Source organism: Pseudomonas sp. StFLB209 (assembly GCF_000829415.1).
Classification (GTDB): Bacteria; Pseudomonadota; Gammaproteobacteria; order Pseudomonadales; family Pseudomonadaceae; genus Aquipseudomonas.
In genome coordinates, this window is the sequence record NZ_AP014637.1 from 4,213,697 (window position 1) to 4,236,907 (window position 23,211).

Genomic DNA, 23,211 nt, shown 5'->3' on the forward strand with positions numbered 1-23,211 from the left:
CCCGGCGCTGAGCGTTCAGCGCGGGTGCGTCACATACAAGGAGAATCCGCATGACGCCATCCTCATGCCTGACCCGTCGCCGTCTGCTGGCGCTGGCCGCTGGCACTGCCGCAGCCCTGAGCCTTGATTCGGCCAGCGGTGCTCAGCAGCCGGTCATGCAGCCTGTCACCGATTTTTCCGCCAAGCTTCCAGGAGACCGCACCATGCAGACTCGTGCAATCCCTTCAAGCAACGAGCCTTTGCCGGTGATCGGCGTGGGTACCTATCGCGGCTTCGACGTCGCCACGTCAAGCCCGGCCTATAAACAATTGCGTAGCGTACTCGATGCGCTGTTCGCCGCCGGTGGCACCGTGATCGACAGCTCGCCCATGTATGGTCGGGCCGAGCAGACCACTGGCGAACTGCTGTCTATCCACGAGCCGCGCTCGCCGGCTTTTCTGGCCACCAAGGTATGGACCCGCGGCCGCAAGGAGGGCATTGCACAGATGGAGGAATCATTGCGTCTGTTGCAGACCGAGCGCATCGACCTGATGCAGATTCACAATCTGGTCGACTGGCAGACCCATTTGCCGGTGCTGCGTGACTGGAAAGCGCAGGGGCGGATTCGCTATGTCGGCATCAGCCACTACACCTCGTCGGCCTACGATCAGGTCGAGGCGGTGCTCAAGACTGAACAGCTGGATTTCCTCCAGATCAACTATGCATTGGATGATCGCGCGGCCGAAGCCCGGCTGTTGCCGCTGTGCCGGGAGCGTGGGGTGGCGGTGATCTGCAACCGGCCGTTTGGCGGTGGCGGGCTGTTGTCGCGGCTCAAGGATAAGCCGCTGCCCGGCTGGGCGGCGCAGGTGGAGGCCAGCAGTTGGGCACAACTGGCGCTCAAGTTCCTGCTCGCCCACCCGGCGGTCACCTGTGTGATCCCCGGCACCGGCAACCCGAAATACATGGCCGATAACGCCGGTGCAGGTTTCGGCCCGACCCTGACCGATGCCCAGCGCCAGCAGTTGATCGCCCTGATCTAAGGGGCCCTGGCGCCAATACTGTTCGGTCAGACCGGTGGGAACAGCCGGCCGGCGTTCAGGTGGCTGTGGTCCGGCATTCCGCCGTCTTCGCTACCAAGGTAGCTCCCACAGAGGTATATAGCGCCTAACCGAACAGTATTGACCCTAGCGGCGGTCCTTCTTCGGCGCTGGCGGCAACGGCGCGAACAGCGCCTTGAGATCGTCATCGCTGAGCTTCCAGTCGCCTTGGGTACGGCCATCGAGAACACCGGCGGCCAGTGCGGATTTATCCTGCTGCAGGCGCTGGATCTTCTCTTCCACCGTACCCCGGGCAATCATCTTGTAGACGAACACCGGCTTGTCCTGACCGATCCGGTAAGCGCGGTCGGTGGCCTGATTTTCCGCCGCCGGGTTCCACCACGGATCGTAATGGATCACGGTGTCGGCAGCCGTGAGGTTAAGGCCCGTGCCGCCGGCCTTGAGGCTGATCAGGAACACCGGATGGCGGCCTTCCTGGAAGTCGCGGATCGGCGTGCGCCGGTCACGGGTCGAGCCGGTCAGCAGCGAATAGGCGATGTTGCGTTGCTCAAGCTCCTGCTCGATCAGTTCGAGCATCGAGGTGAACTGCGAAAACAGCAGGATGCGCCGTCCTTCGGCGAGCAGTTCCTCAAGCATTTCCATCAGCCCGGCAAGTTTGGCCGAGCTGCCGTGGCGCGGGTTGATCGGCATGTTGTTGACCAGCCGCAGGTCGCAACACACCTGGCGCAGCTTGAGCAGCGCTTCAAGGATGACGATCTGGCTGCGCGCCATGCCCTTGCGGTCGATCTCGTCGCGGACTTTCTTGTCCATCGCCAGGCGCACGGTTTCATACACGTCGCGCTGGCCATCGTTGAGTTCGACCCACTGGATGATCTCGGTCTTGGGCGGCAGCTCGGTGGCAACCTGCTCCTTGGTGCGGCGCAGCAGAAACGGTTTGATCCGCGAATTCAGGTGCTTGAGCCGATCAACATTGCCATGCTTTTCGATCGCGGAGCGGTAGTTGCTGTTGAACTCCTTGCTGCTGCCCAGCCAGCCGGGCATCAGGAAGTGAAACAGTGACCAGAGTTCCCCCAGGTGGTTTTCCAGCGGTGTGCCGGACAGGCACAGGCGCTGTCGGGCCTTGAGCTGACCGGCCGCCTGGGCGGCCTTGCTCTTGGGATTCTTGATGTACTGCGCTTCATCGAGAATCAGTACATGCAGGGGCAGTTTTTCCAGATGCTCGACATCGCGGGGCAGCAGCGCGTAGGTGGTCAGGATCAGGTCATAGCGTTGCAGGTCGGCCAGGTCCTGATGGCGCTGGGCACCGTACAGGGCCAGTACCTTCAACTGCGGGGTGAAGTGTGCTGCTTCGTCGAGCCAGTTGCCGATCAGGCTGGTGGGCATCACCGCCAGAGCCGGACGATCAAGACGCCCGGCCTGTTTTTCCAGCAACAAGTGGCTGAGGGTCTGCAGGGTCTTGCCCAGGCCCATGTCATCGGCCAGTACGCCACCGACTTCCAGCTCGCGCAGCGACTGCATCCAGCTCAGGCCCTCAAGCTGATAAGCGCGCAACTGGGCGTTGAGCCCCTCGGGCAGGCTGACGGTCGCATCCTTGATATTGGCCAGGCGTTCAGCGAAATGCCGCAGTCGGTCACCGCCTTCCCAGGACAGCGGCAGCTCGTCGAGTTCGACCAGCCGCGCCGCGTCGGCGGTGTTCAGGCGCAGGCGCGGGTTGTCCGGCTCGCGCCAGTAGAAATCGCCAAGCGTGGCCAGCACCGGTTTGAGCCGGCCAAAGGGCAGGGCAATCTGCACCGGGCTACCACCGCTCTGGGTGAAGTGGTTGAGCTGCACCAGCAATTGTTCTTCATCGCCGCGTTTGGCCACGGCGGCGGGGCTGGTCAGTTCGGGATGGCTGCGCAGCAGGTTGATCAGGATCGGCAGCAGGCTCAGGCGCTCGCCATTGACGATGATGCCCAGTTCCAGGTCGAACCAGTTACGGTCTTGCTGCTCGTCGACCACGGCATACCAGTCATCCACCGGCGTGACATCGAAGCCGAAACCGTCGCGGATGTCGATTTCCCAGCCTTGCTCACGCAGTTTCGGCAGGTCATCGAGCACAAAATGCAGCCAGGCTTTTTCGCCGGGCAGCTCGTACATTTCACCTGCGCTGTCAGGCAGTGCCTTGCTTTGCCGGGTGGCGATCTTGAAGCCCATGTCGCTCAGTTGCTGGCGCAGCTCGCGTTCGCGCTCGCCTTGACGGCGGATGCGCAGGGTTTCGGTCGCGGTGTGTTCGAGGATGTCACTTTTCTGGTTGACAAGATCGCTGCCCAGGCTGCTGGTCAGGATGCTTACATGGGTGGTGCCTATCGCATAGTGCTTGCCGTAGGCAAATGCCAACGCCGCACGGTGATGAGTCTGCCGCTGCATGCGCCCGTTACGCGGTTCGAAGGCGGTGAATTCGAGGCTGGCCAGGGTCAGGCGCGGACGCGGTTGCAGGTCATCGATCAGCCGCTCGGGCAGTTTCGGCTGCGCGAGCGCTGGCGCTGGCATGGCCTGCAGCAGTTCATCGCGGTTGTGCGGGTCTTGCAGGTAATGCAGCGCCGCCACGCAGTGCTTGCAGTCTCTGCGTACCGGGCAGGTGCAGGTGCATACCAGGTAATGCGGGGTCAGCGCCGGGTCCTGAAGCACCAGCGACTGGCTGTAGCGCTCGCCACCGCTGCCACGACAGCGGGTACGCACGACCTGGTCGCTGACCTGCTCAAGGCTGATGCGTTTCTGTCGCGCATAGTCACGACCGCGCTCAAGCGTCTGGGCTTTGAAGAAGTGTGTCCATGGTCTGGCCAGGACTTTTTCAAGAATCGATGACACCGGTGTGTAAGGCCTTGCAGTGGCGATGCTTTGAACAAGCCGGACAGTGTACCCGGCTTTGCGCGGATCAGAGTGGAGAAACCTTGATCAGCAGGGCCAGGCTGCCGTAGTCGAGGAAGGTCAGCTCGCCGTTCTTGATCCGGGCGCTCTGCTTGAGCCGCTCGCTGCCTTGCAAAATACCGTGGCTATCGAGGCGGTTGACCCAGAATTCTGCGTCGTAGTCGGTGAAGCGGCCGATCGCCACGCTCAGCGTGCCTTGCACCGGGAAATGACCGAACTGCTCATCACCCTGGGTCACGGCCACGCGGCTCGGTTGCTCGCCGATCTGTTGCTGCCAGGCGCGGTGCATCAGTACCTGATACTGGCCGCTGGCGGTGAGTTTTTCGGCCAGGCCGTTGAGTGCAGTGGCGCGCTGGTTGCCGGCTTCAATCCGGGGCGCGCCGGCGTCCCAGTGCTCGGGCGCCGGTTGTGGGGTCGCGGCCGGCTCGCCGAGTTGGCGGAACAGGATGGCTTCGACCAGGTATTGATCATTGGCAAAGGCGCTCGGGGACAGCGCAGCCAGTAGCACGGTGGTGAACAGGATCAATGAGCGGTACATGCGCATGAACACATCCTTCAGGCAGATTTCGGGGTCAGGCGCTCCAGCAGCGCCTCAATGGTGTTGAAGCGCTCCTCAGGGCGTTCCATCGGCACCATGAATTTGAACAGCGTGGCGCCTTCGAATTTGTAACGGTTGGGCTGGCCCTGAATCAGCTTGATCAGGGTCAGCGGGTCGACCGGCGTGTTGGCCGCGAACTCGATACGCCCGCCCTGCGGCCCGGCGTCGATCTTGCTGATCCCCAGTTGCTCGGCGACCAGTTTCAGGTGAGTGATGCGCACCAGGCTTTTGGTCGGCTCAGGCAGCAGGCCGAAGCGGTCGATCATTTCGACCTGCAGATCCTTGAGGCCGTCTTCGTCGGTGGCGTTGGCGATGCGCTTGTAGAGGATCAGCCGTGCATGCACGTCGGGCAGGTAGTCCTCGGGAATCAGTGCCGGTACGCGCAGGTTGATTTCCGGGCCGCCGCCCAGCGGCTGGTCGAGGTTGGGCTGTTCGCCTTTGCGAATGGCCTTGACCGCACGTTCGAGCATTTCCATGTACAGAGTGAAGCCCACCGCCTGGATCTGGCCGCTCTGGCCGTCGCCAAGCAGTTCACCGGCGCCGCGAATTTCCAGGTCGTTGGTGGCCAGCACGAAACCGGCGCCCAGGTCCTGGGTATTGGCGATTGCTTCCAGACGCTTTTCGGCATCCGGGGTGACCTGCTTGCGCGGCGGGGTCAGCAGGTAGGCATAGGCCTGGTGGTGACTGCGCCCGACCCGGCCGCGCAACTGGTGCAACTGGGCCAGGCCGAACTTGTCGGCACGCTCGATGATGATGGTGTTGGCGCTCGGCACGTCGATGCCGGTCTCGATGATGGTCGAGGCCACCAGCACGTTGAAGCGCTTGTGGTAGAAGTCGCTCATCACCTGTTCGAGTTCACGCTCGCGCATTTGTCCGTGCCCGATGCCGATGCGGGCCTCGGGCACCAGTTCAGCGAGGTCGGAGGCGCATTTCTCGATGGTCTTCACGTCGTTGTGCAGGTAGTACACCTGGCCGCCGCGCAGCAGTTCACGCAGTAGCGCTTCCTTGACCGTGGGCTTGTTCTGCTCCATGACGAAGGTGCGCACCGACAGCCGACGGGCTGGCGGGGTGGCGATGATCGACAGGTCGCGCATGCCTGACACTGCCATGTTCAAGGTGCGCGGGATCGGTGTGGCGGTCAGGGTCAGGATGTCGACTTCACTGCGCAGGTTTTTCAGCTGTTCTTTCTGGCGCACCCCGAAGCGGTGTTCTTCGTCGATGATCACCAGGCCCAGGTTCTTGAACTTCACATCGTCCGAGAGCAGCTTGTGGGTGCCGATGACGATGTCGATCTTGCCTTCGGCCAGATCGGCCACGGCGGCGTTGACTTCCTTGGCCGATTTGAAGCGGCTCATCACCTCGACCTTGACCGGCCAGTCGGCGAAGCGGTCGCGGAAACTGTTGTAGTGCTGCTGGGCGAGCAGGGTGGTGGGCACCAGCACCGCGACCTGGCGGCCGCCATGCACGGCAATGAACGCAGCGCGCATGGCCACTTCGGTCTTGCCAAAGCCCACGTCGCCACACACCAGGCGATCCATGGGTTTGGCGGCGAGCATGTCGGCGCGTACGGCCTCGATGCTCGACTGTTGGTCGGGAGTTTCTTCGAACGGGAACCCGGCGCTGAACGTCGCGTAATCGGCTTTCGGGTCTTCGAAGGCATAACCTTCGCGAGCTGCGCGGCGGGCGTAAATGTCCAGCAGTTCGGCGGCCACGTCGCGGACCTGTTCGGCCGCCTTGCGCTTGGCCTTCTGCCAGACTTCCGAACCCAGCCGGTGCAGCGGTGCCAGTTCGTCATCGCTGCCGGTGTAGCGGGCGATCAGGTGCAGGTTGGCCACCGGCACGTAGAGCTTGGCGTCGTCGGCGTACACCAGGGTCAGGAACTCGGCGACCTGGTTGTCGACCTCAATGGTCGCCAGCCCCTGATAGCGGCCCACCCCGTGGTCGATATGCACCACCGGCGCGCCTTCGCGCAGTTCGGTAAGGTTCTTGATAACCGCATCGTTGCCGTGCTCGGCGCGTTTTTCCCGGCGCCTGCGCTGCATGACCCGCTGACCGAACAGCGGGCTCTCGGCGACCAGCGCCAGGGATGGGTCATCGAGAACCAGGCCTTCATCCAGCGGCGCGATGGTGATTGCCAAACGTTCAGTGCCGGCGACGAAATCCTGCCAGCCCTCGACGGTTTTCGGCCGCAGTTTGAGGCGATCAAGCAGTTCCAGCAGCACCTCGCGGCGGCCGGCCGATTCGGCGGTGAACAGCACGCGGCCGGGGAACTGATCGAGGAAGTTCGACAGCGCCGCCAGTGGCTGACTGGCCTTGGCTTCGATGGCCAGTTCTGGCAAGGGCTGGGCCGGGAAACGTTCGCGACCGGCACCGGCTTCGATGTCCTGCTGGCTGGCGACCACCCGCGGCCAGTTCTTCAGGCGGGCAAAGCAGTCTTCCACCGGCAGGAACAGTTCGGCAGGCGGCAGCAGCGGCCGGTTGGGGTCGATGCGCCGTTCTTCATAACGATTGCGTACGTCGTTCCAGAAGTTCTCGGCCGCCTGCTCGATGCCGGGCAGGGAGAACACCTGGGTGTCCTGCGGCAGGTAATCGAACAGGGTCGAGGTTTCTTCGAAAAACAGCGGAATGTAATACTCGATCCCGGCCGGGGTGATGCCGCTGTTGAGGTCCTGGAAGATCGGGCTGCGGCGAAAGTCGACATCGAAGCGTTCGCGAAAGCGCGCCTTGAAGCGCACCACTTCATCCTTGTGCAGCGGAAATTCCTTGGCCGGCAGCAGGCGCACAGACTCGACCTTGTCGATTGAGCGCTGGGTGTCCGGGTCGAAGGTGCGCAGGGTTTCGATTTCATCGTCGAACAGGTCGATCCGATAAGGCAGTTTGCTGCCCATTGGGAACAGGTCCAGCAGGGCCCCGCGCACGGTGAACTCGCCATGCTCGTAAACCGTGTCGACGTAGCGGTAGCCGCTGGCCTCCAGCCGAGTGCGCATGGCTTCGACGTCAAGCTTCTGGCCGACATCCAGCACCAGGCTGCTGCCCAGCAGGAATCGGGTCGGGGCCAGGCGGTGCAGGGCGGTGGTGATCGGCACCACCAGCACGCCGTGGTCCAGTTCCGGCAGGCGGTACAGGCTGGAGATCCGCTGCGAAATGATGTCCTGATGCGGCGAGAACAGGTCGTAGGGTAGGGTTTCCCAGTCCGGGAAATGCAGCACCGCAAGCTCCGGGGCGAAGAATTTCAGCTCCTGCTCAAGACGCTCGGCACTCTGGCTGTCAGCGGTCAGCAACAGGGTAAAGCGCCGCGCGGCGCTGGCAGCTTCGGCGATGGCCAGGCTTAAGGCGGCACCTTGCAGGTTGCCCCAGTGTTGTTTGCCGGCGGCGGCAGGCAGATGCGGTAGGCGCAGAACAGACACGGACGGTCGGACTCCAGCTGGGCGACAAAGGCGGCGATTGTAACGGGGTGCAGTGGGGCTGTCAGTTTTCCAGCGCTGTCGGCGGGCTTTTAAACATGGAATTTATGTAGTGCCAGAAGATCTGACAACCGCGCATTGCTCATAAACACTGGGGCGGTCATAATGTAGCCCCTTTTTTCAGCCCCTACATGTGGAAGGTTCCCGTGACTCAGAAGCCCGACCAGTGCCTTGGTGAATGGATCGATCGTGAAGCCCTCGCCGAGGCGATGATCCCGCTCCTCGGCCAGCTGTACCGCAATAACAATGTGGTCACTTCGATCTACGGCCGCAGCCTGATCAACCGTTCAGTCATCGCGATTCTCAAGGCTCACCGCTTTGCCCGTCATCGCCAGGCCGATGCGAGCGAGTTGTCCGTACACGAGACTTTCCCCCTGCTCAAGGCCATGAGCGAGCTCAAGCTGGGCGCCGCTTCCGTGGACCTGGGCCGTCTGGCCGTCAAGTTCAAGACCGAAGGCAACGGCCGCAGCGCCGAGGAATTCGTGCGTGCCGAACTGGCCGCCGTGGTGGGTCAGCAAAGTGCTACGCCTGCCAAGGGCAAGGACGTGGTCCTGTACGGTTTCGGCCGCATCGGCCGCCTGCTGGCGCGTATCCTGATCGAAAAAACCGGTGGTGGTCTGGGCCTGCGCCTGCGCGCCATCGTGGTGCGCAAAGGCGCCGAGAACGATCTGGTCAAGCGCGCCAGCCTGCTGCGCCGCGACTCGGTGCATGGTTCGTTCGACGGCACCATCACCATCGATGAAGCCAACAGCACCATCACCGCCAACGGCAACCTGATCCAGGTGATCTACGCCAAGAGCCCGACCGAGGTGGATTACACCCAGTACGGTATCAGCGACGCGCTGCTGGTGGACAACACCGGTGTATGGCGTGACGCCGACGGTCTGGGCCAGCACCTGACCTGCCCGGGTGTTGATCGTGTGGTGCTGACCGCGCCGGGCAAAGGCAAGCTCAAGAACATCGTGCACGGTATCAACCACGGTCAGATCACTGCCGATGACAAGATCATCTCGGCGGCGTCCTGCACCACCAACGCTATCGTGCCGGTGCTCAAGGTGGTCAATGACAAGTACGGCATCGTCAACGGTCACGTTGAAACCGTTCACTCGTACACCAACGACCAGAACCTGATCGACAACTTCCACAAAGGTTCGCGCCGTGGCCGTAGCGCCGCGCTGAACATGGTCATCACCGAGACCGGTGCCGCCACCGCAGCTGCCAAAGCACTGCCGGAACTGGCTGGCAAGCTGACCGGTAACGCGATTCGCGTGCCGACGCCGAACGTCTCGATGGCGATCCTGAACCTGAACCTGGAGAAGGCCACCACTCGCGAAGAGATCAACGAATACCTGCGCGACACCGCGCTGTATTCGGATCTGCACAAGCAGATCGACTACGTCAACTCGCAGGAAGTGGTTTCCACCGACTTCGTCGGCTCGCGTCACGCCGGTGTTGTCGACGCCGAAGCGACCATCGCCAACGACAACCGCGTTGTGCTGTACGTCTGGTACGACAACGAGTTCGGTTACAGCTGCCAGGTGGTGCGCGTGATGGAAGACATGGCCGGGGTCAACCCGCCAGCGTTTCCTGCGTAAACGCAGCTTTAAGTTGTAAGCGGCAAGCTGCAAGTGGGTGTTGTCTGGGCTGACCGGGCATCACCAGAAAAAACGGGTCGAATGTTCGACCCGTTTTTTTTCGTCTGCAGTTTGTGCAGGCGGCGCGCTCAGCTTGCGGCTTGAAGCTTGCCGCTTGTAGCGCTCTTGGCCCGGAACAGCACCAGGGTGGCGATGAGGCCAAGGATCGCCGCGCCGGTCAGCCAGATGCCTGGTGCCGCTTTGTTGCCCAGTTCATGAATCAGCCAGGTGCAGGCTGCCGGGGTGAAGCCTCCGAAGGTGGCGGTGGCCAGGCTATAGGCCAGCGAGAAACCGGTGGTGCGTACATCGGCGGGCATGATCTCGGTCAGCGCCACGACCATCGCGCCGTTGTAACTGCCATACAGGAATGACAGCCACAGCTCGACGGTCAGCAGGTTGGCAAAACTGGGGTGCGCGACCAGCCAGGACAGGGCAGGGTAGGCGGTGAGAATGGCCAGCACGGTGGCGCCGATCAGCAATGGCCGCCGCCCGATGCGGTCGGACAGGCTGCCCATCACCGGCAGCCAGATGAAGTTCGACACGCCGACGCAGACGGTCACCAGCAAGCTTTCCAGGTCGCTCAGGTGCAGTTCGTTCTTGCCGAAGGTCGGGGTGTAGGCGGTGATCAGGTAGAACGATACGGTAGTCATCACCACCAGCGCCATGCCGGCCAATACCAGGCCGAAGTTCTGGCGGATCGAGCGCAGCACTTCACTCAACGTCGGGCGATGCTTGCGCGCTTCGAACTCTGGAGACTCCTCAAGCGAACGACGGATGATAAACAGCGCCGGCACGATCAGGCAGCCGATGAAGAACGGCAGGCGCCAGCCCCAGTCGCCCATCTGCTCAGGGCTCAACCAGTGATTCAGCGCCACACCCAGCAGCCCGGCAAACACCACAGCAGCCTGTTGGCTGGCCGACTGCCAACTGACAAAGAAGCCTTTGCGGCCTGGCGTTGAAATTTCCGCGAGATAAACCGACACGCCGCCCAGCTCAACGCCGGCCGAGAAGCCCTGCAACAAGCGGCCCAGCAGAACGAGCAAGGGCGCGGCCAGGCCGATACTGTTGTAGCCGGGCACGCAGGCGATCAGCAACGTACCCATGGCCATCAGACCCAGAGTAATTAGCAGCCCTTTACGGCGCCCGTGGCGGTCAATGTAAGCGCCCAGAAAAATCGCCCCTAACGGCCGCATCAGAAAGCCGGCGCCGAAGGTGGCCAGCGACAGCATCAGCGAGGCAAATGCGCTGTCGGTAGGGAAAAACGTCTTGGCAATGGCCGTGGCGTAGAAGCCATAGACCATGAAGTCGTACATTTCGAGAAAATTGCCGCTGACAACGCGAAAAATCGCCTTGCCTTTGCTGGTGGTTGTGGTCATGGCTCTGACTCTTCAGGCTGGATATTGAGGTTGTTGGTCAGTCTGCTGGCTGCCGTGGCAGCACTCCGGGTCTGTGCCCGGATGAGGGCTATTTGTAACAGTATGTGTAAAAATGCCCTCAAACAACCTGTCCAGAGCCGTTAGCGAGCTAATGAAAGGCTGGTTCAAGGTTTGTTCAGGTTGGCAGGGGCAGCAGGCAAAAAAGGATTACCCACACGGAAACAATGTATTACCCACGAAAAAGTGGCCTTCGTCACGACCAAGGGGTAATGTTCCCGGCTTGAGCGCAGCACTAGACTGCAACGCGTCATTTAGCCGCAGACGCCAACCCGGCGCGCGGCCTGTTCTATAGGAGTACGCATGGCTGTCTACAACTACGATGTCGTGGTATTGGGGTCCGGTCCCGCCGGCGAAGGCGCAGCAATGAACGCTGCCAAGGCCGGTCGCAAGGTCGCGATGGTCGACAGCCGCCGTCAGGTCGGTGGCAACTGCACCCATCTGGGTACCATCCCTTCCAAGGCACTGCGTCACGCGGTCAAGCAGATCATCCACTTCAACACCAATCCGATGTTTCGCGCCATTGGCGAGCCGCGTTGGTTCTCTTTCCCGGATGTGCTGAAAAGCGCCGAGGTGGTGATCGCCAAGCAAGTGACCTCGCGCACCAGCTACTACGCGCGTAACCGCGTTGACGTGTTCTTCGGCACCGGCAGCTTCTCTGACGAAAACAGCGTCAGCGTGGTCGGCAGCAACGGCGTGGTCGACAAACTGGTCGCCAACCAGATCATCATCGCCACCGGCTCGCGGCCTTATCGCCCGGCTGATATCGATTTCAACCACAAGCGAATTTACGACAGCGACACGATCCTGAGCCTCAGCCATACCCCGCGCAAGCTGATCATTTACGGCGCCGGTGTGATCGGGTGCGAGTACGCCTCGATCTTCAGTGGTCTGGGCGTGCTGGTCGAGCTGGTCGACAACCGCGATCAGTTGCTGAGCTTCCTGGACAAGGAAATCTCCCAGGGCCTGAGTTACCACTTCAGCAACAACAACGTCATGGTTCGTCACAACGAAGAGTACGAGCGCGTTGAAGGCCTGGAGAATGGTGTGGTCCTGCACCTCAAATCCGGCAAGAAGATCAAGGCCGACGCGTTGCTGTGGTGCAACGGACGGACCGGCAACACCGACAAGCTGGGCCTGGAAAACGTCGGCCTGAAAGCCAACGGTCGCGGGCAGATCGAAGTCGATGAAAACTACCGCACCGAGGTCAGCAATATCTATGGCGCCGGTGACGTGATTGGCTGGCCGAGCCTGGCCAGTGCGGCCTATGACCAGGGGCGTTCAGCGGCGGGCAGCCTGGTGGATAACGGCAGTTGGCGCTACGTCAACGACGTGCCTACCGGCATCTACACGATTCCCGAGATCAGTTCGATCGGCAAGACCGAGGCTGAGCTGACCGAAGCCCGGGTGCCGTATGAAGTCGGCAAGGCATTTTTCAAAGGCATGGCCCGTGCGCAGATCTCCGATGAGCGGGTCGGTATGTTGAAGATCCTGTTTCACCGTGAAACCCTTGAGGTGCTGGGCGTGCATTGCTTCGGTGACCAGGCCTCGGAGATCGTTCACATCGGCCAGGCGATCATGAACCAGCCAGGTGAAGCCAATACGCTGAAGTACTTCGTCAATACCACCTTCAACTACCCGACCATGGCCGAAGCCTATCGGGTAGCGGCCTACGACGGTCTCAACCGGCTTTTTTGAGCGGCTCCGGCCGGCGGCCTGAGCCGGCCGGAGAGATCAGCGATTCCCGAGGGTGGCAGTGGCCAAACCGGGAAAGTCTGTGATCAGGCTGTCTACGCCGAAGTCGGCGAGCCGGCGCATCAGCGCCGGTTCGTTGACTGTCCATACCGACACGTGCAACCCCTGGCGCTGAGCCTTGAGCAGGCGTTCCGGGGTGCACAATGTCCAGTTCAGGGCGAGAATCTCACAGCCATAGGCTTGCGCGACCTTCAACGGGTCGAGCCAGGCATATTCGGCTACCAGCCCACGAGAAATGTCCGGCGTCAGTTCCAGTGCTGCGCGCAGCACTTGCCGTGAGCTGGACGTGATGGTCACCTTGTCGAGCAGCCCGTGGCGCTGCACCAGCTCGCGGATGGCCAGTACCGTATTGGCGGCGCGGACCCTTGATGCGCTTTTCACTTCCAGTTGCCAGTGATCGAAATCGCAGTGTTCGAACAGGGTTTCCAGGCGCGGGATCGGACAGGGGCTGACCCAGCCGGGACCGCCGCGACGGGCGTCGTAAGTCACCAGATCGCTGGCCACATGTTCATGAACCTTGCCGCGCCGGTCGGTGGTGCGTTTGAGGGTTGGGTCATGGATGACCATCAGTTCGCCGTCGCGAGACAGGTGCAGGTCCAGTTCGCAACGGCGCACGCCGTGCTTCAGGCACTGCTGGAAACTGGCAAGGGTGTTCTCGGGGGCTTCGCCCTTGGCGCCGCGGTGGCCATAAATTAGCGTCACAAATACTCCGTAGCAGCGGCCGGGCGGCGATCCGCTTCAGCCGCGAATAGACGATTGATGGACCCGATGCTCATGCGTCGGGCGCTGTGTTCTGTTCCCGCGCCTGACGTCGCTGCTGGGCCTGGCGCTGCAGCACGTGACGGGCGAGCAATTGCCGCTGTGCATCGGGCAGGTCGACAAATTCGGTATCAATTTCGAAGGCGTTATCTGCCTTGGGCGCGCAACTCACCACTCGGGCTTCGAGCATCATCCCGGCCGCTTGTGGCATGAGAACCATTTTGATCGAGAGGCGTGAGTCAGGCGTGTAGGCCTGGGCTGAACTGAACTGGATCCCGCCTTCAGACAGCAGTACCGGTTGCGGGGTGCCCAGTTCGCCCAGTGCGGTATTGGCCACGACCTGGCCGAGCAGGTCGATGCGCTTGCTCATGGCTTTGAGGAAACCGTTCAACACCCGGTCGCGGTCATCGAGCTGGCGTAGCAGATGCTGGGACTCGAACTCGCTGACATGCAGCTCGCTGAGCAACTGAAACAGCGCGGTAATGCGCGGCATCGTGCAGCTGGCGGCCTCGTCGAGCGGGTTAATTTCCAGTGCGACGCTGTCTTCGATACGGTAGTATTCGCGGCGTCTTTCTTCATCTAATGTCGACATGGCGAACCCGTGCCTGCGGCTGTGGTCAGAGAGTTTCGAGTGTAAGGCCGCACATGGCAGCCCGCCACACGGATGTCCCATTCCTGCGAACAATTCCTTAAATGTTCAGACCTCTTTTTGCTTTTATCGGCACCCGCTACACCCGTGCCAAGCGACGTAATCATTTTGTTTCCTTTATTTCCCTGACGTCGATCATCGGCCTGGCCCTTGGCGTGGTGGTGATGATTGTCGTGCTGTCGGTCATGAACGGTTTCGATCACGAGATGCGTACCCGCGTGTTGGGCATGGTGCCGCATGCCACGGTCGAAGGTGACGAGCCGATCCGCGACTGGCCGCAGTTGGCCGCCAAAGTCAGCGCCAGCCCGGGCGTGCAGGCGGTGGCGCCGTTTACCCAGATGCAGGGCTTGCTCAGCCACGAAGGCATGGTCCAGAAAGTCCTGCTCAATGGTATTGACCCGAGCCAGGAAGACAAGGTTTCGATCATCAGCCAATTCGTTCGTCAGGGCGCGCTCAGCCAGTTGGCGCCGGGTGAGTTCGGCATCATCATCGGCGACCGCGCCGCGAACAAGCTGGGTGTGAGCCTCGGTGACAAGCTGACCTTTGTCGCGCCCGAAGTGGCAGTGACCCCGGCCGGTCTGTTTCCGCGCATGAAGCGCTTTACCGTGGTTGGTATCTTTCATGTCGGTGCCGGCGAGATCGACGGTTTTCTCGGCCTGACCAATATCGAGGACCTGGGTCGCCTGCGCCGTTGGCAGCCCGATCAGGTGCAGGGCCTGCGCCTGAAGTTCGATGACCTGTTCGAGGCACCGCGTGGCGCCTGGCAGATCGCTCAGGATCTTGGCGGCAGCAAGTATTACTCGCGTGACTGGACCCGCACTCACGGCAACCTGTACCAGGCCATCCGCATGGAGAAATCCATGATTGGCTTGCTGCTGTTGCTGATCGTTGCGGTGGCGGCGTTCAACATCATTTCCACACTGGTGATGGTGGTCAACGACAAGAAGGGTGATATCGCGATCCTGCGTACGCTGGGTTCCACGCCGGGGCAGATCATGGCCATCTTCATGGTCCAGGGCACCGTGATCGGCGTGGTCGGCACCCTGATCGGTGCCGGGGTGGGCATTCTGGCTGCGCTCAATGTCAGTGCTGCGATTGCCGGTCTGGAACGCCTGATCGGCCACAAGTTTCTCAATGCGGATGTCTACTTCATCGACTACCTGCCGTCACAAGTGATGGCTCAGGATGTGCTTCAGGTGTGTGGCGCCGCATTGCTCCTGAGTTTCCTCGCCACCCTGTATCCAGCCTGGCGCGCAGCGCGCACCCAGCCGGCAGAGGCGTTACGTTATGAGTGAGTCGGGCATGTCTGAAAAAGCTGTGTTGAGTTGCCGCAACCTGGGTAAGTCCTACGATGAGGGGCCGGAGTCAGTTGTGGTGTTGTCTGGCCTGCAACTGGAACTGTTTCCCGGCGAACGGGTGGCGATCATCGGCAGTTCGGGTTCCGGCAAGAGTACCTTGCTCAACCTGCTGGGCGGTCTCGATACACCGTCGCAGGGCAGTGTCTGGCTGGCCGGTGAAGAGCTGTCTGCGCTGAACGAGAAAGCGCGTGGCCTGCTGCGCAACCGGGCGCTGGGCTTCGTTTATCAGTTTCACCACCTGCTGCCTGAGTTCACCGCGCTGGAGAACGTCTGCATGCCGTTGCTGATCGGCAAAACGCCGATCCCTGAGGCGCGCGATCGGGCCACCGCGTTGCTCAAGCGGGTCGGCCTGAGCCATCGTCTGGCGCACAAGCCCGCCGAGCTGTCTGGCGGTGAGCGTCAGCGCGTGGCGATTGCCAGGGCACTGGTCAACGAGCCAGGTCTGGTGATGCTCGACGAGCCGACCGGCAACCTCGACCATCACACGGGGCAGGGGATTCAGGACCTGATGCGCGAGCTGAGCACCGCGTCGCGCACCGCGTTTCTGGTGGTGACCCATGACTTGAATCTGGCCAGGCAGATGGACCGTGTCCTGCGCCTGGAAGACGGCCGGCTGGTCGCCGACTGATTCAGCCGGCCCGCTACCTCCTGAGGTGGCGGGTCGATTCTTTGCCTGGCGTGGTGAGTCACAAGTTCGCGTGATAAATGGCGAGTGATTTTTGCAGCCAGGCAAGGCGCCGCGACGAGCCATAGCAGGGCTATGGCGAGGAGTGGCAACGCTGCATGGCAGTGCAAGGCACCGCCAGTATTGTGCAGTTAACTTGTGATTCACCACGCTAGGTGCCCTGCGAATGTTCAGACCCTTATCCATCTTCATCGGCGCGCGCTACACCCGGGCCAAGCGTCGCAAAAGTTTTATCTCGTTCATTTCCATGACCTCGATGATTGGCCTGGCCCTCGGTGTGCTGGCGATGATCGTTGTGTTGTCCGTGATGAACGGCTTTCAGCGGGAAATGAGCTCGCGCATCCTCGGCATGGTGCCGCACGCTTCGATTCTCGGGGTCAAGCCGCTGGACGACTGGCAGCAGGTTGCCGATGCAGCGCTGCGCAATCCTGAGGTGGTGGCGGCTGCGCCGTTGACCGAAATGGAAGGCATGCTGTCGTACCGTGGCGCCATGCAGCCGATTCAGGTCAGCGGCATCGATCCGGCCCGTGAGCATGAAGTCTCGATTGTGACCCGGCACATCACCCGTGGCAGCCTGCAAGACCTCAAACCCGGCGAGTTCGGGGTGGTACTGGGCGAGATCACGGCGCGGCGTTTTCGCTTGAATGTGGGCGATGCGCTGACCTTGATTGTGCCGGAAATCAGCAATGCGCCTGGCGGCATCACGCCGCGTCTGCAGCGTCTGACCGTGGTGGGGCTGTTCAAGGTCGGTGCCGAGCTGGATGGCTCGATGGCGTTGATGAATATTGCCGATGCCGGGCAGATGCAACGCTGGCAGCCTGGTCAGGTGCAGGGGGTGCGTCTGGCGCTCAAGGATCTGTACAAGGCGCCAGAGGTGTCCAGGTCGATTGCCGGCGGGCTCGGCAGTGCCTATCGCGCCGATGACTGGAGCCACACCCAGGGCAGTCTGTTCAGCGCCATGAAGATGGAAAAGACCATGATTGGCCTGCTGCTTCTGATGATCGTTGCGGTGGCGGCGTTCAACATCATTGCCACGCTGATCATGGTGGTCAACGACAAGGGCGCCGATATCGCGATCCTGCGCACCCTGGGTGCGACGCCGCGGCAGATCATGGGGATCTTCATCATTCAGGGCTCCCTGATCGGTGTGGTGGGTACCCTGATCGGCGGCGTGCTGGGGGTGATCGCAGCGCTGAATGTCAGTGCGCTGGTCGGCTGGCTGGAGCGGGTTACCGGCCAGCATGTGTTCAGCGCTGATGTGTATTTCATCAGCAACCTGCCGTCCGAGTTGCAGGCTGCTGACGTGCTGCTGATTTGCAGCGCCGGCTTCATTCTCAGTTTTCTGGCCACCATCTACCCGGCCTGGCGTGCCGCCAAGGTCGAGCCGGCGACTGCCCTGCGCTACGAATAAGCTGGCAGGCGGATCACGAAGCGGGTCAGCCCGCCTTGTGACTGGCACTCGATCGTCCCGCCATGGGCGTGGATGATCGAGCGGCAGATCGCCAATCCCAGCCCTGCATGCTCGTGACGGTCGGCCCGCGAAGTATCGGCGCGATAGAAACGATCAAACAGGCGCGCCACGACGTGGGGCGGGATGTCCGCCCCGGGATTCTCTACGGTCAGCATCGCGCCTGCGGCGCTGTCTTGCAGTATTACGGCAATCTGGCCGCCGCTTGGGGTAAAGCGCAGGGCATTGCTCAGCAAGTTGGACAGCACCCGGCGTAACAGGGCGCGATCACCACGCGACACTGCCTGACCCACGCGGTGCAGCTCGATGCTGGCATCCTCGGCCAGCGGTGCAAGGTACTCCAGCACCGCATCGGCTTCATCTTCCAGGCGCAGTTCATCCTGCGCCGGGGCCAGCAAGCCTTGTTCGGTTTTGGCCAGCAACAGCATGTCATTGACCATCTGCGCCAGGCTTTGCAGCTCTTCCAGATTGCCGAGCAACGTTTCGCGGTAGTGTTCGGGCGTTCGCTGCCGGGTCAGGGTCACCTGGGTCTGGGTCAGCAGGTTGGACAGCGGCGTGCGTAACTCATGGGCAATGTCGGCACTGAACGCCGAGAGTCGCTGAAAGCTGTCTTCCAGGCGGGTGAGCATGGCGTTGAAGGTGCGGGTAAGTTCGGCCAGCTCGGCTGGCATCCGGGCGTCGGGCAGGCGAGTGGTCAACGAGCTGGCCGAGACCCCGGCCGCCACTGCGCTCATGCGCTGCAGCGGCCGCAAACCGCTGCGCGCCGCCCAGGCGCCGAGCAGTGCGGTGGCCAGGGCGCAGAGCCCCACGGTCAGCCAGATCAGGTGCTGCATGCGCTGTAGAAAGTGCTGATGGTGAGTGATGTCCAGCACCAGCGTCAGGCGCGGCGAGCCGGGCTGCGCCGGGTCCAGCGGTGCCGTGAAGACCCGATAGTCGCCCAGAGTCTCGCTCAGGGTATGCAGGCCAGTGCTGGACGGCAGCGAGAGTTGTGAGGGGGTGTTATCGAACCAGATATGACCCTGGGCATCGCTGATGCGCAGCATCAGATCGGCATGGCTGGTCAATTGCGTTTGATGCGTTGCCAGCGCCGCAGGATCCTTTACGTCTTGCAACGCAGCCCGCAGGCTGGCCAGTCGACTGTCGAACAATTGCTGGTCCAGTTCCACGAAGTGACTGGCACTGGTCTGGCTGAACAGCGCCCCGGCAATCAGTGACACCAGCGCTGTGCAGCCCGCGAACAGCAGCGCCAGGCGGCTGCGCAACGACAGTCTTGCCAGCCTGCTCACGGCGCCTGCTCCTGCAGTACGTAGCCCATGCCGCGCACGGTGTGGATCAGCTTGTGGTCGAAGTCGTCATCGACCTTCATGCGCAGGCGGCGCACCGCCACTTCGATGACATTGGTGTCGCTGTCGAAGTGCATGTCCCAGACCTGGGCAGCAATCAGCGACTTGGGCAGCACTTCGCCCTGGCGGCGCAACAGCAGTTCCAGCAGGGCGAATTCTTTGGTGGTCAGGTCCAGGCGTTGCCCCTCGCGCTCGACCTTGCGCTGCAACAGGTCCAGACGCAGCTCGCCAAGCTGCAGGCAGGTCTCCTGAGGCGGCGCCCGACGCAGCAAGGTGCGGACCCTGGCGAGCAACTCGGAAAATGCGAACGGCTTGACCAGATAATCATCGGCGCCCAACTCCAGGCCGCGGACCCGATCTTCGATGGCATCGCGGGCCGTGAGAAACAACACCGGGGTCTGTAGCCCGTTGGCGCGCAGTTGCTCAAGAATCTGCCAGCCATCGACGCCGGGTAGCATCACATCGAGAATCAGTAGCGCATGTTCGCCGCTCAGTGCGCGGTGCAGGCCACTGTGGCCGTCATTAGCCAGCTCGCTGTCGAAGCCGGCTTCGTTGAGCCCCTGGCGCAGGGATTGGCCGGTGCGGGCCTGGTCTTCGACGATCAGTAATTTCATCTGCCGATCACTGCTTGCTTAAAACAGGCTTTATACCGTGTCAGGCGGGCCAGCGGTGCAAGCTTACTGTGTTGTAATCCGCCGCATGGCCGCACGGGCTGAACGCTGCCGGCAAAACAGGTAGACTTGCCGGGTTATTTTCCGAGATTCCTATACCGCCATGCATCCTGCCGCCGAACACTCGCCTCTGGGCAAGTCCAGTGAGTACGTCTCTAGCTACACGCCTGAGTTGCTGTTTCCGATTCCGCGCGCCGCGAAATGGGCCGAATTGGGCCTGAGCGCCGAGACACTGCCGTATCAGGGCGTCGATGTGTGGAACTGTTATGAGCTGTCCTGGCTGCTGCCGTCGGGCAAGCCGGTGGTGGCGATTGCCGAGTTCAGCGTGCCGGCCGACTCGCCGAATATTATCGAGTCCAAGTCGTTCAAGCTGTACCTCAACTCCCTGAATCAGACCGTATTCACCAGCCGTGAAGCCTTGCACGAAGTGTTGGTCAGCGACCTGTCGGCAGCGGCCGGCAAACCGGTTGGCGTGCGTATCAGCAGCCTGGACGAGATCACTGCACAGGGTGTGGCGGCCTTGCCTGGCGAGTGCATCGATGAGCTGGATATCGAAGTCAGCAGCTATGATCATCCGCGTCCCGAGTTGTTGCGCTGTGACCCGGCCCAGGTGGTCGAGCATAGCCTTTACAGTCACCTGCTCAAATCCAATTGCCCGGTGACCAGCCAGCCGGACTGGGGCACGGTGGTGGTGGAGTATCGCGGCGCGCAACTGGACCCGGCCAGCCTGCTGGCGTACATCGTCAGCTTCCGCCAGCATTCGGATTTCCATGAGCAGTGCGTCGAGCGCATCTTTCTCGATCTTCAGCGCTTGCTCAAGCCGGAAACACTCACTGTGTATGCGCGTTATGTACGCCGTGGCGGGCTGGACATCAATCCGTACCGCAGCACCCATGCCTTGCCGATCAGCAACGAGCGTCTGGCACGTCAGTGAAATGTTTTGCAATGAAAAAGCCCGTCAAATGACGGGCTTTTTTTTGAAGGGTGTCAGATGCCGATATTGCCCAAGGTCACGACGATATTACGCAGCGTGCCGGCGATACCCGGATGTTCCAGTTCGAAGCGCTCGACCGCCAGGTTGACGCCATCCACCAGGCTGGTGTCTTGCGTGTGAGTGGCGTCTTCCAGTTCGATCTTGCTTTTGATCTGTTGCATCAGTTCATGCAGCTCAACACGCTCGGTTTCCGACAGCGGCGGGTTCTGTTCCAGTTGCTCATGCAGGGCATTGAGTTGTTCTTGCAGTTCGCGGGCGGGCATGGCGTGCTCCTTCTTCGATAAGCCTCACTCATGGACCCTTGGTGCAGGCGAAAGGTCCCTGTTGCCAGTAAGCCTAATCCAGATCGGAGTGCTTTGCCGCTGACCGGCGTCAGGGTTTTTCGCCCTTGCTGCGGCGCAGCACGATATCGGCCAGACACGACTCCAGATCGCCCAAGTGATCGATCACCGAGTGGGCGCCCAGGCTGTACAGGTGCAGCGTGGCCTGGGCACGCTGACGCTCGCGCTGGTCGTGATCCAGTGCCTGCCATTGCTCGGCGCTCAGGCCGCACAGTGAACCGCAGGAGGCCAGGCCGATGGTCCATAGCCCGGCGTTCAGGCCTGATTGCAACAGCTGTGGATTACCGCTGACCAGCACACAGCCGTCGAGCTGGCTGACCTTCAGGGTCATCAGGGCCAGCCAGCAGGCATCCGGCGCCGGCCACTGCACCGGGCTGCGCGGGGTGGCGCAGATCAAGTCGCCCAGCGGGCTTGAAAGGCTCAGGCTCAGCGGGTCGGGCAGATCGTCCAGCCAGGCGCAGGGAATGCCTTGCTGGCGCAGGCTGTGCAAGCTTTCCAGTGCGCCGGGCGTGAGTTGCGCGTGGCTGTCGAGAGCGGCCTCGCTTTGGCTGTCCATTTTGCTGGCAGCTTGCCCGCCAAAATCCACCAGACAGCCACTTAGGCCGAACAGCAGGGCGGAAAAAGCCGGCATGGGCGTGTCGACCGGTGCAAGCATGGCGGGATTCTCCGAAATAGCCTGCACGCTACCGGAGCTCGATGACAGAAATATGAATGCGCGGTGACCGTCAGCGATGCTGGCGCGCGTATGCAAGTCTGCCTGATTGGTCGCGAAGGCTTTATACTGCCTGTCTTTGCCCGCCGCTGTGGCCGGGTCATCACCTCTGACAGGAGTTTGCGTTATGCCCCAATCGCGTAACGGCTTTATCCAGCGACTGGCCCGTCTGTCTCTGTGCGCCGGCGTCGCTATGGTCCCGATGGCTGTCCAGGCCGCCGAGGATGACCCTTGGGAAAGCATCAACCGGCCGATCTTTCGCTTCAACGATCTGGTTGATACCTACACCCTCAAGCCGATCGCTCAGGGCTATCAGTTCATCGCGCCACAGTTCGTGGAAGATGGCGTACACAACTTCTTCAACAACATCGGTGATGTCGGCAACCTGGCCAACAACGTGCTGCAGGCCAAGCCTCACGCTGCCGGGGTCGACACCGCGCGGCTGATCGTCAACACCACGTTCGGCCTGCTGGGTTTCGTCGATGTCGGCACGCGCATGGGCCTGCAACGCAGCGACGAAGATTTCGGCCAGACCCTGGGTTACTGGGGCGTAGGCAGCGGTCCCTACGTTGTACTGCCGCTGTTCGGCCCCAGCACTGTGCGCGATACCTTTGCCAAATACCCGGACAGCTACACCACGCCGTGGCGTTACGTCGATCACGTGCCGACCCGTAATTCGGCATTGGGTGTGAACCTGATCGATACCCGCGCCAGCCTGCTGTCGGCCGAGCGTCTGGTGACCGGCGACAAGTACACCTTTATTCGTAACGCCTACCTGCAAAACCGCGAATTCAAGGTCAAGGACGGTCAGGTCGAAGACGACTTCTGATTCTTGCCGACAATCCGCTGTCAGCTCTCGGCGAAGGTCTTCAGTGCCTCGCCTTCCATTCGGTAGCGCACCCACTCGGTCTGTGGGCGCGCACCGATTGATTCATAAAAGCGAATGGCCGGTTCATTCCAGTCCAGCACGCTCCACTCGAATCTGCCGCACGCTTTGGCACAGGCCTCACGGGCCAGGTGTTTGAGCATCAATTTGCCGGCGCCGGTGCCGCGCTGTTCGGGGCTGATGTAAAGGTCTTCCAGGTACAGGCCATTGCGGCCCTGCCAGGTCGAATAGTTGAAAAAATACACCGCGAACCCGATGGGCTGCTCGTCGCGGCAGCAGATCAGGGCATGGCTGGTGGCCTGTTCGACGAACAGCGTGCGCTCGATGTCAGCAACACTGGCCAGCACCTGGTGACGGGCTTTTTCGTAATCGGCCAGTTCGGTGATGAAGGCCAGGATCTGTGCGGCGTCTTCGCGGCGGGCTGGGCGGATGTTGAGGTTCATGCTGGCGGCTCGGTGGTTGGGATGTACAGCAGCCTAAATCAGTCAGTAAGCTGCATGTAGTGCAATTTATTCAG

General features: G+C 61.7%; 19 protein-coding genes. 8 read left to right on the forward strand and 11 right to left on the reverse strand.

Annotated elements, in window-relative coordinates; genetic code table 11:
• Positions 1 to 50: 50 nt before the first annotated feature.
• Positions 51 to 1,019, forward strand: a complete 969-nt coding sequence (locus PSCI_RS18935; RefSeq protein ID WP_084710023.1) for an aldo/keto reductase — start codon at positions 51 to 53, stop codon at positions 1,017 to 1,019.
• A 144-nt stretch (positions 1,020 to 1,163) separates the two neighbouring features.
• Here the strand turns inward: PSCI_RS18935 and PSCI_RS18940 are convergent, their stop codons facing one another.
• From PSCI_RS18940 to mfd, 3 genes are all read right to left on the reverse strand, one after another.
• Entirely contained in the window at positions 1,164 to 3,884 is a 2,721-nt protein-coding gene (locus PSCI_RS18940) for a DEAD/DEAH box helicase (RefSeq protein WP_045490011.1), read from the reverse strand.
• Positions 3,885 to 3,951: 67 nt separating this feature from the next.
• Positions 3,952 to 4,488, reverse strand: a complete 537-nt coding sequence (locus tag PSCI_RS18945; protein WP_045490012.1) for a CsiV family protein — start codon at positions 4,486 to 4,488, stop codon at positions 3,952 to 3,954.
• A gap of 11 nt (positions 4,489 to 4,499) precedes the next feature.
• Positions 4,500 to 7,949: a transcription-repair coupling factor gene (mfd, locus tag PSCI_RS18950; RefSeq protein WP_045490013.1), complete on the reverse strand. Its 3,450-nt coding sequence runs from the start codon at positions 7,947 to 7,949 to the stop codon at positions 4,500 to 4,502.
• Positions 7,950 to 8,137: 188 nt separating this feature from the next.
• Here mfd and PSCI_RS18955 point away from each other — a divergent pair, with 188 nt between their 5' ends.
• Positions 8,138 to 9,601 carry a glyceraldehyde-3-phosphate dehydrogenase gene (locus PSCI_RS18955; protein ID WP_045490014.1) on the forward strand — a complete coding sequence of 488 codons (1,464 nt, stop codon included), beginning with the start codon at positions 8,138 to 8,140 and terminating at the stop codon, positions 9,599 to 9,601.
• A gap of 128 nt (positions 9,602 to 9,729) precedes the next feature.
• Here PSCI_RS18955 and PSCI_RS18960 read toward each other — a convergent pair whose 3' ends face one another.
• Entirely contained in the window at positions 9,730 to 11,016 is a 1,287-nt protein-coding gene (locus PSCI_RS18960) for an MFS transporter (RefSeq protein WP_045490015.1), read from the reverse strand.
• Positions 11,017 to 11,376: 360 nt separating this feature from the next.
• Between PSCI_RS18960 and sthA the strand changes: the two genes are divergently transcribed.
• Complete coding sequence (gene sthA, locus PSCI_RS18965) at positions 11,377 to 12,771, forward strand: Si-specific NAD(P)(+) transhydrogenase (protein WP_045490016.1); 1,395 nt, start codon at positions 11,377 to 11,379, stop codon at positions 12,769 to 12,771.
• Between the two features lie 36 nt (positions 12,772 to 12,807).
• On the opposite strand, the gene PSCI_RS18970 is transcribed toward sthA, so the two are convergent.
• Both PSCI_RS18970 and PSCI_RS18975 read right to left on the reverse strand, forming a co-directional pair.
• The gene (locus PSCI_RS18970; RefSeq protein ID WP_045490017.1) at positions 12,808 to 13,530 is read right to left on the reverse strand and encodes a glycerophosphodiester phosphodiesterase; all 723 of its coding nucleotides are present in this window, start codon (positions 13,528 to 13,530) and stop codon (positions 12,808 to 12,810) included.
• A gap of 70 nt (positions 13,531 to 13,600) precedes the next feature.
• Complete coding sequence (locus PSCI_RS18975; RefSeq protein ID WP_045490018.1) at positions 13,601 to 14,179, reverse strand: PilZ domain-containing protein; 579 nt, start codon at positions 14,177 to 14,179, stop codon at positions 13,601 to 13,603.
• Between the two features lie 101 nt (positions 14,180 to 14,280).
• On the opposite strand from PSCI_RS18975, the gene PSCI_RS18980 reads away from it, so the two are divergent.
• The 3 genes from PSCI_RS18980 (at position 14,281) to PSCI_RS18990 (ending at position 17,690) form a co-directional block, all read left to right on the forward strand.
• The gene (locus tag PSCI_RS18980; RefSeq protein ID WP_045490019.1) at positions 14,281 to 15,531 is read left to right on the forward strand and encodes a lipoprotein-releasing ABC transporter permease subunit; all 1,251 of its coding nucleotides are present in this window, start codon (positions 14,281 to 14,283) and stop codon (positions 15,529 to 15,531) included.
• Between the two features lie 7 nt (positions 15,532 to 15,538).
• Positions 15,539 to 16,222, forward strand: a complete 684-nt coding sequence (lolD, locus tag PSCI_RS18985; protein ID WP_173426691.1) for a lipoprotein-releasing ABC transporter ATP-binding protein LolD — start codon at positions 15,539 to 15,541, stop codon at positions 16,220 to 16,222.
• 223 nt (positions 16,223 to 16,445) lie between these two features.
• On the forward strand, positions 16,446 to 17,690 hold the full coding sequence (locus PSCI_RS18990; RefSeq protein WP_045490021.1) for a lipoprotein-releasing ABC transporter permease subunit: 1,245 nt from the start codon (positions 16,446 to 16,448) through the stop codon (positions 17,688 to 17,690).
• On the opposite strand, the gene PSCI_RS18995 is transcribed toward PSCI_RS18990, so the two are convergent.
• Positions 17,681 to 19,024: a heavy metal sensor histidine kinase gene (locus PSCI_RS18995; RefSeq protein WP_045494582.1), complete on the reverse strand. Its 1,344-nt coding sequence runs from the start codon at positions 19,022 to 19,024 to the stop codon at positions 17,681 to 17,683. The two genes, PSCI_RS18990 and PSCI_RS18995, sit on opposite strands and share 10 nt — an antisense overlap.
• Before the next feature lie 5 nt (positions 19,025 to 19,029).
• The gene (locus PSCI_RS19000; protein WP_045490022.1) at positions 19,030 to 19,704 is read right to left on the reverse strand and encodes a heavy metal response regulator transcription factor; all 675 of its coding nucleotides are present in this window, start codon (positions 19,702 to 19,704) and stop codon (positions 19,030 to 19,032) included.
• Between the two features lie 160 nt (positions 19,705 to 19,864).
• On the opposite strand from PSCI_RS19000, the gene queF reads away from it, so the two are divergent.
• Complete coding sequence (gene queF, locus PSCI_RS19005) at positions 19,865 to 20,695, forward strand: NADPH-dependent 7-cyano-7-deazaguanine reductase QueF (protein WP_045490023.1); 831 nt, start codon at positions 19,865 to 19,867, stop codon at positions 20,693 to 20,695.
• A 53-nt stretch (positions 20,696 to 20,748) separates the two neighbouring features.
• Here queF and PSCI_RS19010 read toward each other — a convergent pair whose 3' ends face one another.
• The gene (locus tag PSCI_RS19010) at positions 20,749 to 21,018 is read right to left on the reverse strand and encodes a DUF4404 family protein (protein WP_045490025.1); all 270 of its coding nucleotides are present in this window, start codon (positions 21,016 to 21,018) and stop codon (positions 20,749 to 20,751) included.
• A gap of 109 nt (positions 21,019 to 21,127) precedes the next feature.
• The gene (locus PSCI_RS19015) at positions 21,128 to 21,751 is read right to left on the reverse strand and encodes a phosphatase (RefSeq protein WP_045490027.1); all 624 of its coding nucleotides are present in this window, start codon (positions 21,749 to 21,751) and stop codon (positions 21,128 to 21,130) included.
• A 184-nt stretch (positions 21,752 to 21,935) separates the two neighbouring features.
• Between PSCI_RS19015 and PSCI_RS19020 the strand changes: the two genes are divergently transcribed.
• Positions 21,936 to 22,637 carry an MlaA family lipoprotein gene (locus PSCI_RS19020; protein WP_045490029.1) on the forward strand — a complete coding sequence of 234 codons (702 nt, stop codon included), beginning with the start codon at positions 21,936 to 21,938 and terminating at the stop codon, positions 22,635 to 22,637.
• A gap of 20 nt (positions 22,638 to 22,657) precedes the next feature.
• Here the strand turns inward: PSCI_RS19020 and PSCI_RS19025 are convergent, their stop codons facing one another.
• A complete protein-coding gene (locus tag PSCI_RS19025) occupies positions 22,658 to 23,137 on the reverse strand; it encodes a GNAT family N-acetyltransferase (protein ID WP_045490031.1) in 480 nt (159 codons plus the stop codon).
• Positions 23,138 to 23,211 lie beyond the last annotated feature (74 nt).

Coding starts and splice junctions, on each gene's coding strand:
- lolD (WP_173426691.1), top strand. CDS start 15,539: ATGTCTGAAAAAGCTGTGTTGAGTTGCCGCAACCTGGGTAAGTCCTAC.
- PSCI_RS18960 (WP_045490015.1), bottom strand. CDS start 11,016: ATGACCACAACCACCAGCAAAGGCAAGGCGATTTTTCGCGTTGTCAGC.
- PSCI_RS19025 (WP_045490031.1), bottom strand. CDS start 23,137: ATGAACCTCAACATCCGCCCAGCCCGCCGCGAAGACGCCGCACAGATC.
- PSCI_RS19000 (WP_045490022.1), bottom strand. CDS start 19,704: ATGAAATTACTGATCGTCGAAGACCAGGCCCGCACCGGCCAATCCCTG.
- PSCI_RS19010 (WP_045490025.1), bottom strand. CDS start 21,018: ATGCCCGCCCGCGAACTGCAAGAACAACTCAATGCCCTGCATGAGCAA.
- PSCI_RS19020 (WP_045490029.1), top strand. CDS start 21,936: ATGCCCCAATCGCGTAACGGCTTTATCCAGCGACTGGCCCGTCTGTCT.
- PSCI_RS18935 (WP_084710023.1), top strand. CDS start 51: ATGACGCCATCCTCATGCCTGACCCGTCGCCGTCTGCTGGCGCTGGCC.
- PSCI_RS18955 (WP_045490014.1), top strand. CDS start 8,138: ATGTGGAAGGTTCCCGTGACTCAGAAGCCCGACCAGTGCCTTGGTGAA.
- PSCI_RS19015 (WP_045490027.1), bottom strand. CDS start 21,751: ATGCTTGCACCGGTCGACACGCCCATGCCGGCTTTTTCCGCCCTGCTG.
- PSCI_RS18980 (WP_045490019.1), top strand. CDS start 14,281: ATGTTCAGACCTCTTTTTGCTTTTATCGGCACCCGCTACACCCGTGCC.
- PSCI_RS18945 (WP_045490012.1), bottom strand. CDS start 4,488: ATGCGCATGTACCGCTCATTGATCCTGTTCACCACCGTGCTACTGGCT.
- PSCI_RS18975 (WP_045490018.1), bottom strand. CDS start 14,179: ATGTCGACATTAGATGAAGAAAGACGCCGCGAATACTACCGTATCGAA.
- queF (WP_045490023.1), top strand. CDS start 19,865: ATGCATCCTGCCGCCGAACACTCGCCTCTGGGCAAGTCCAGTGAGTAC.
- sthA (WP_045490016.1), top strand. CDS start 11,377: ATGGCTGTCTACAACTACGATGTCGTGGTATTGGGGTCCGGTCCCGCC.
- PSCI_RS18990 (WP_045490021.1), top strand. CDS start 16,446: ATGTTCAGACCCTTATCCATCTTCATCGGCGCGCGCTACACCCGGGCC.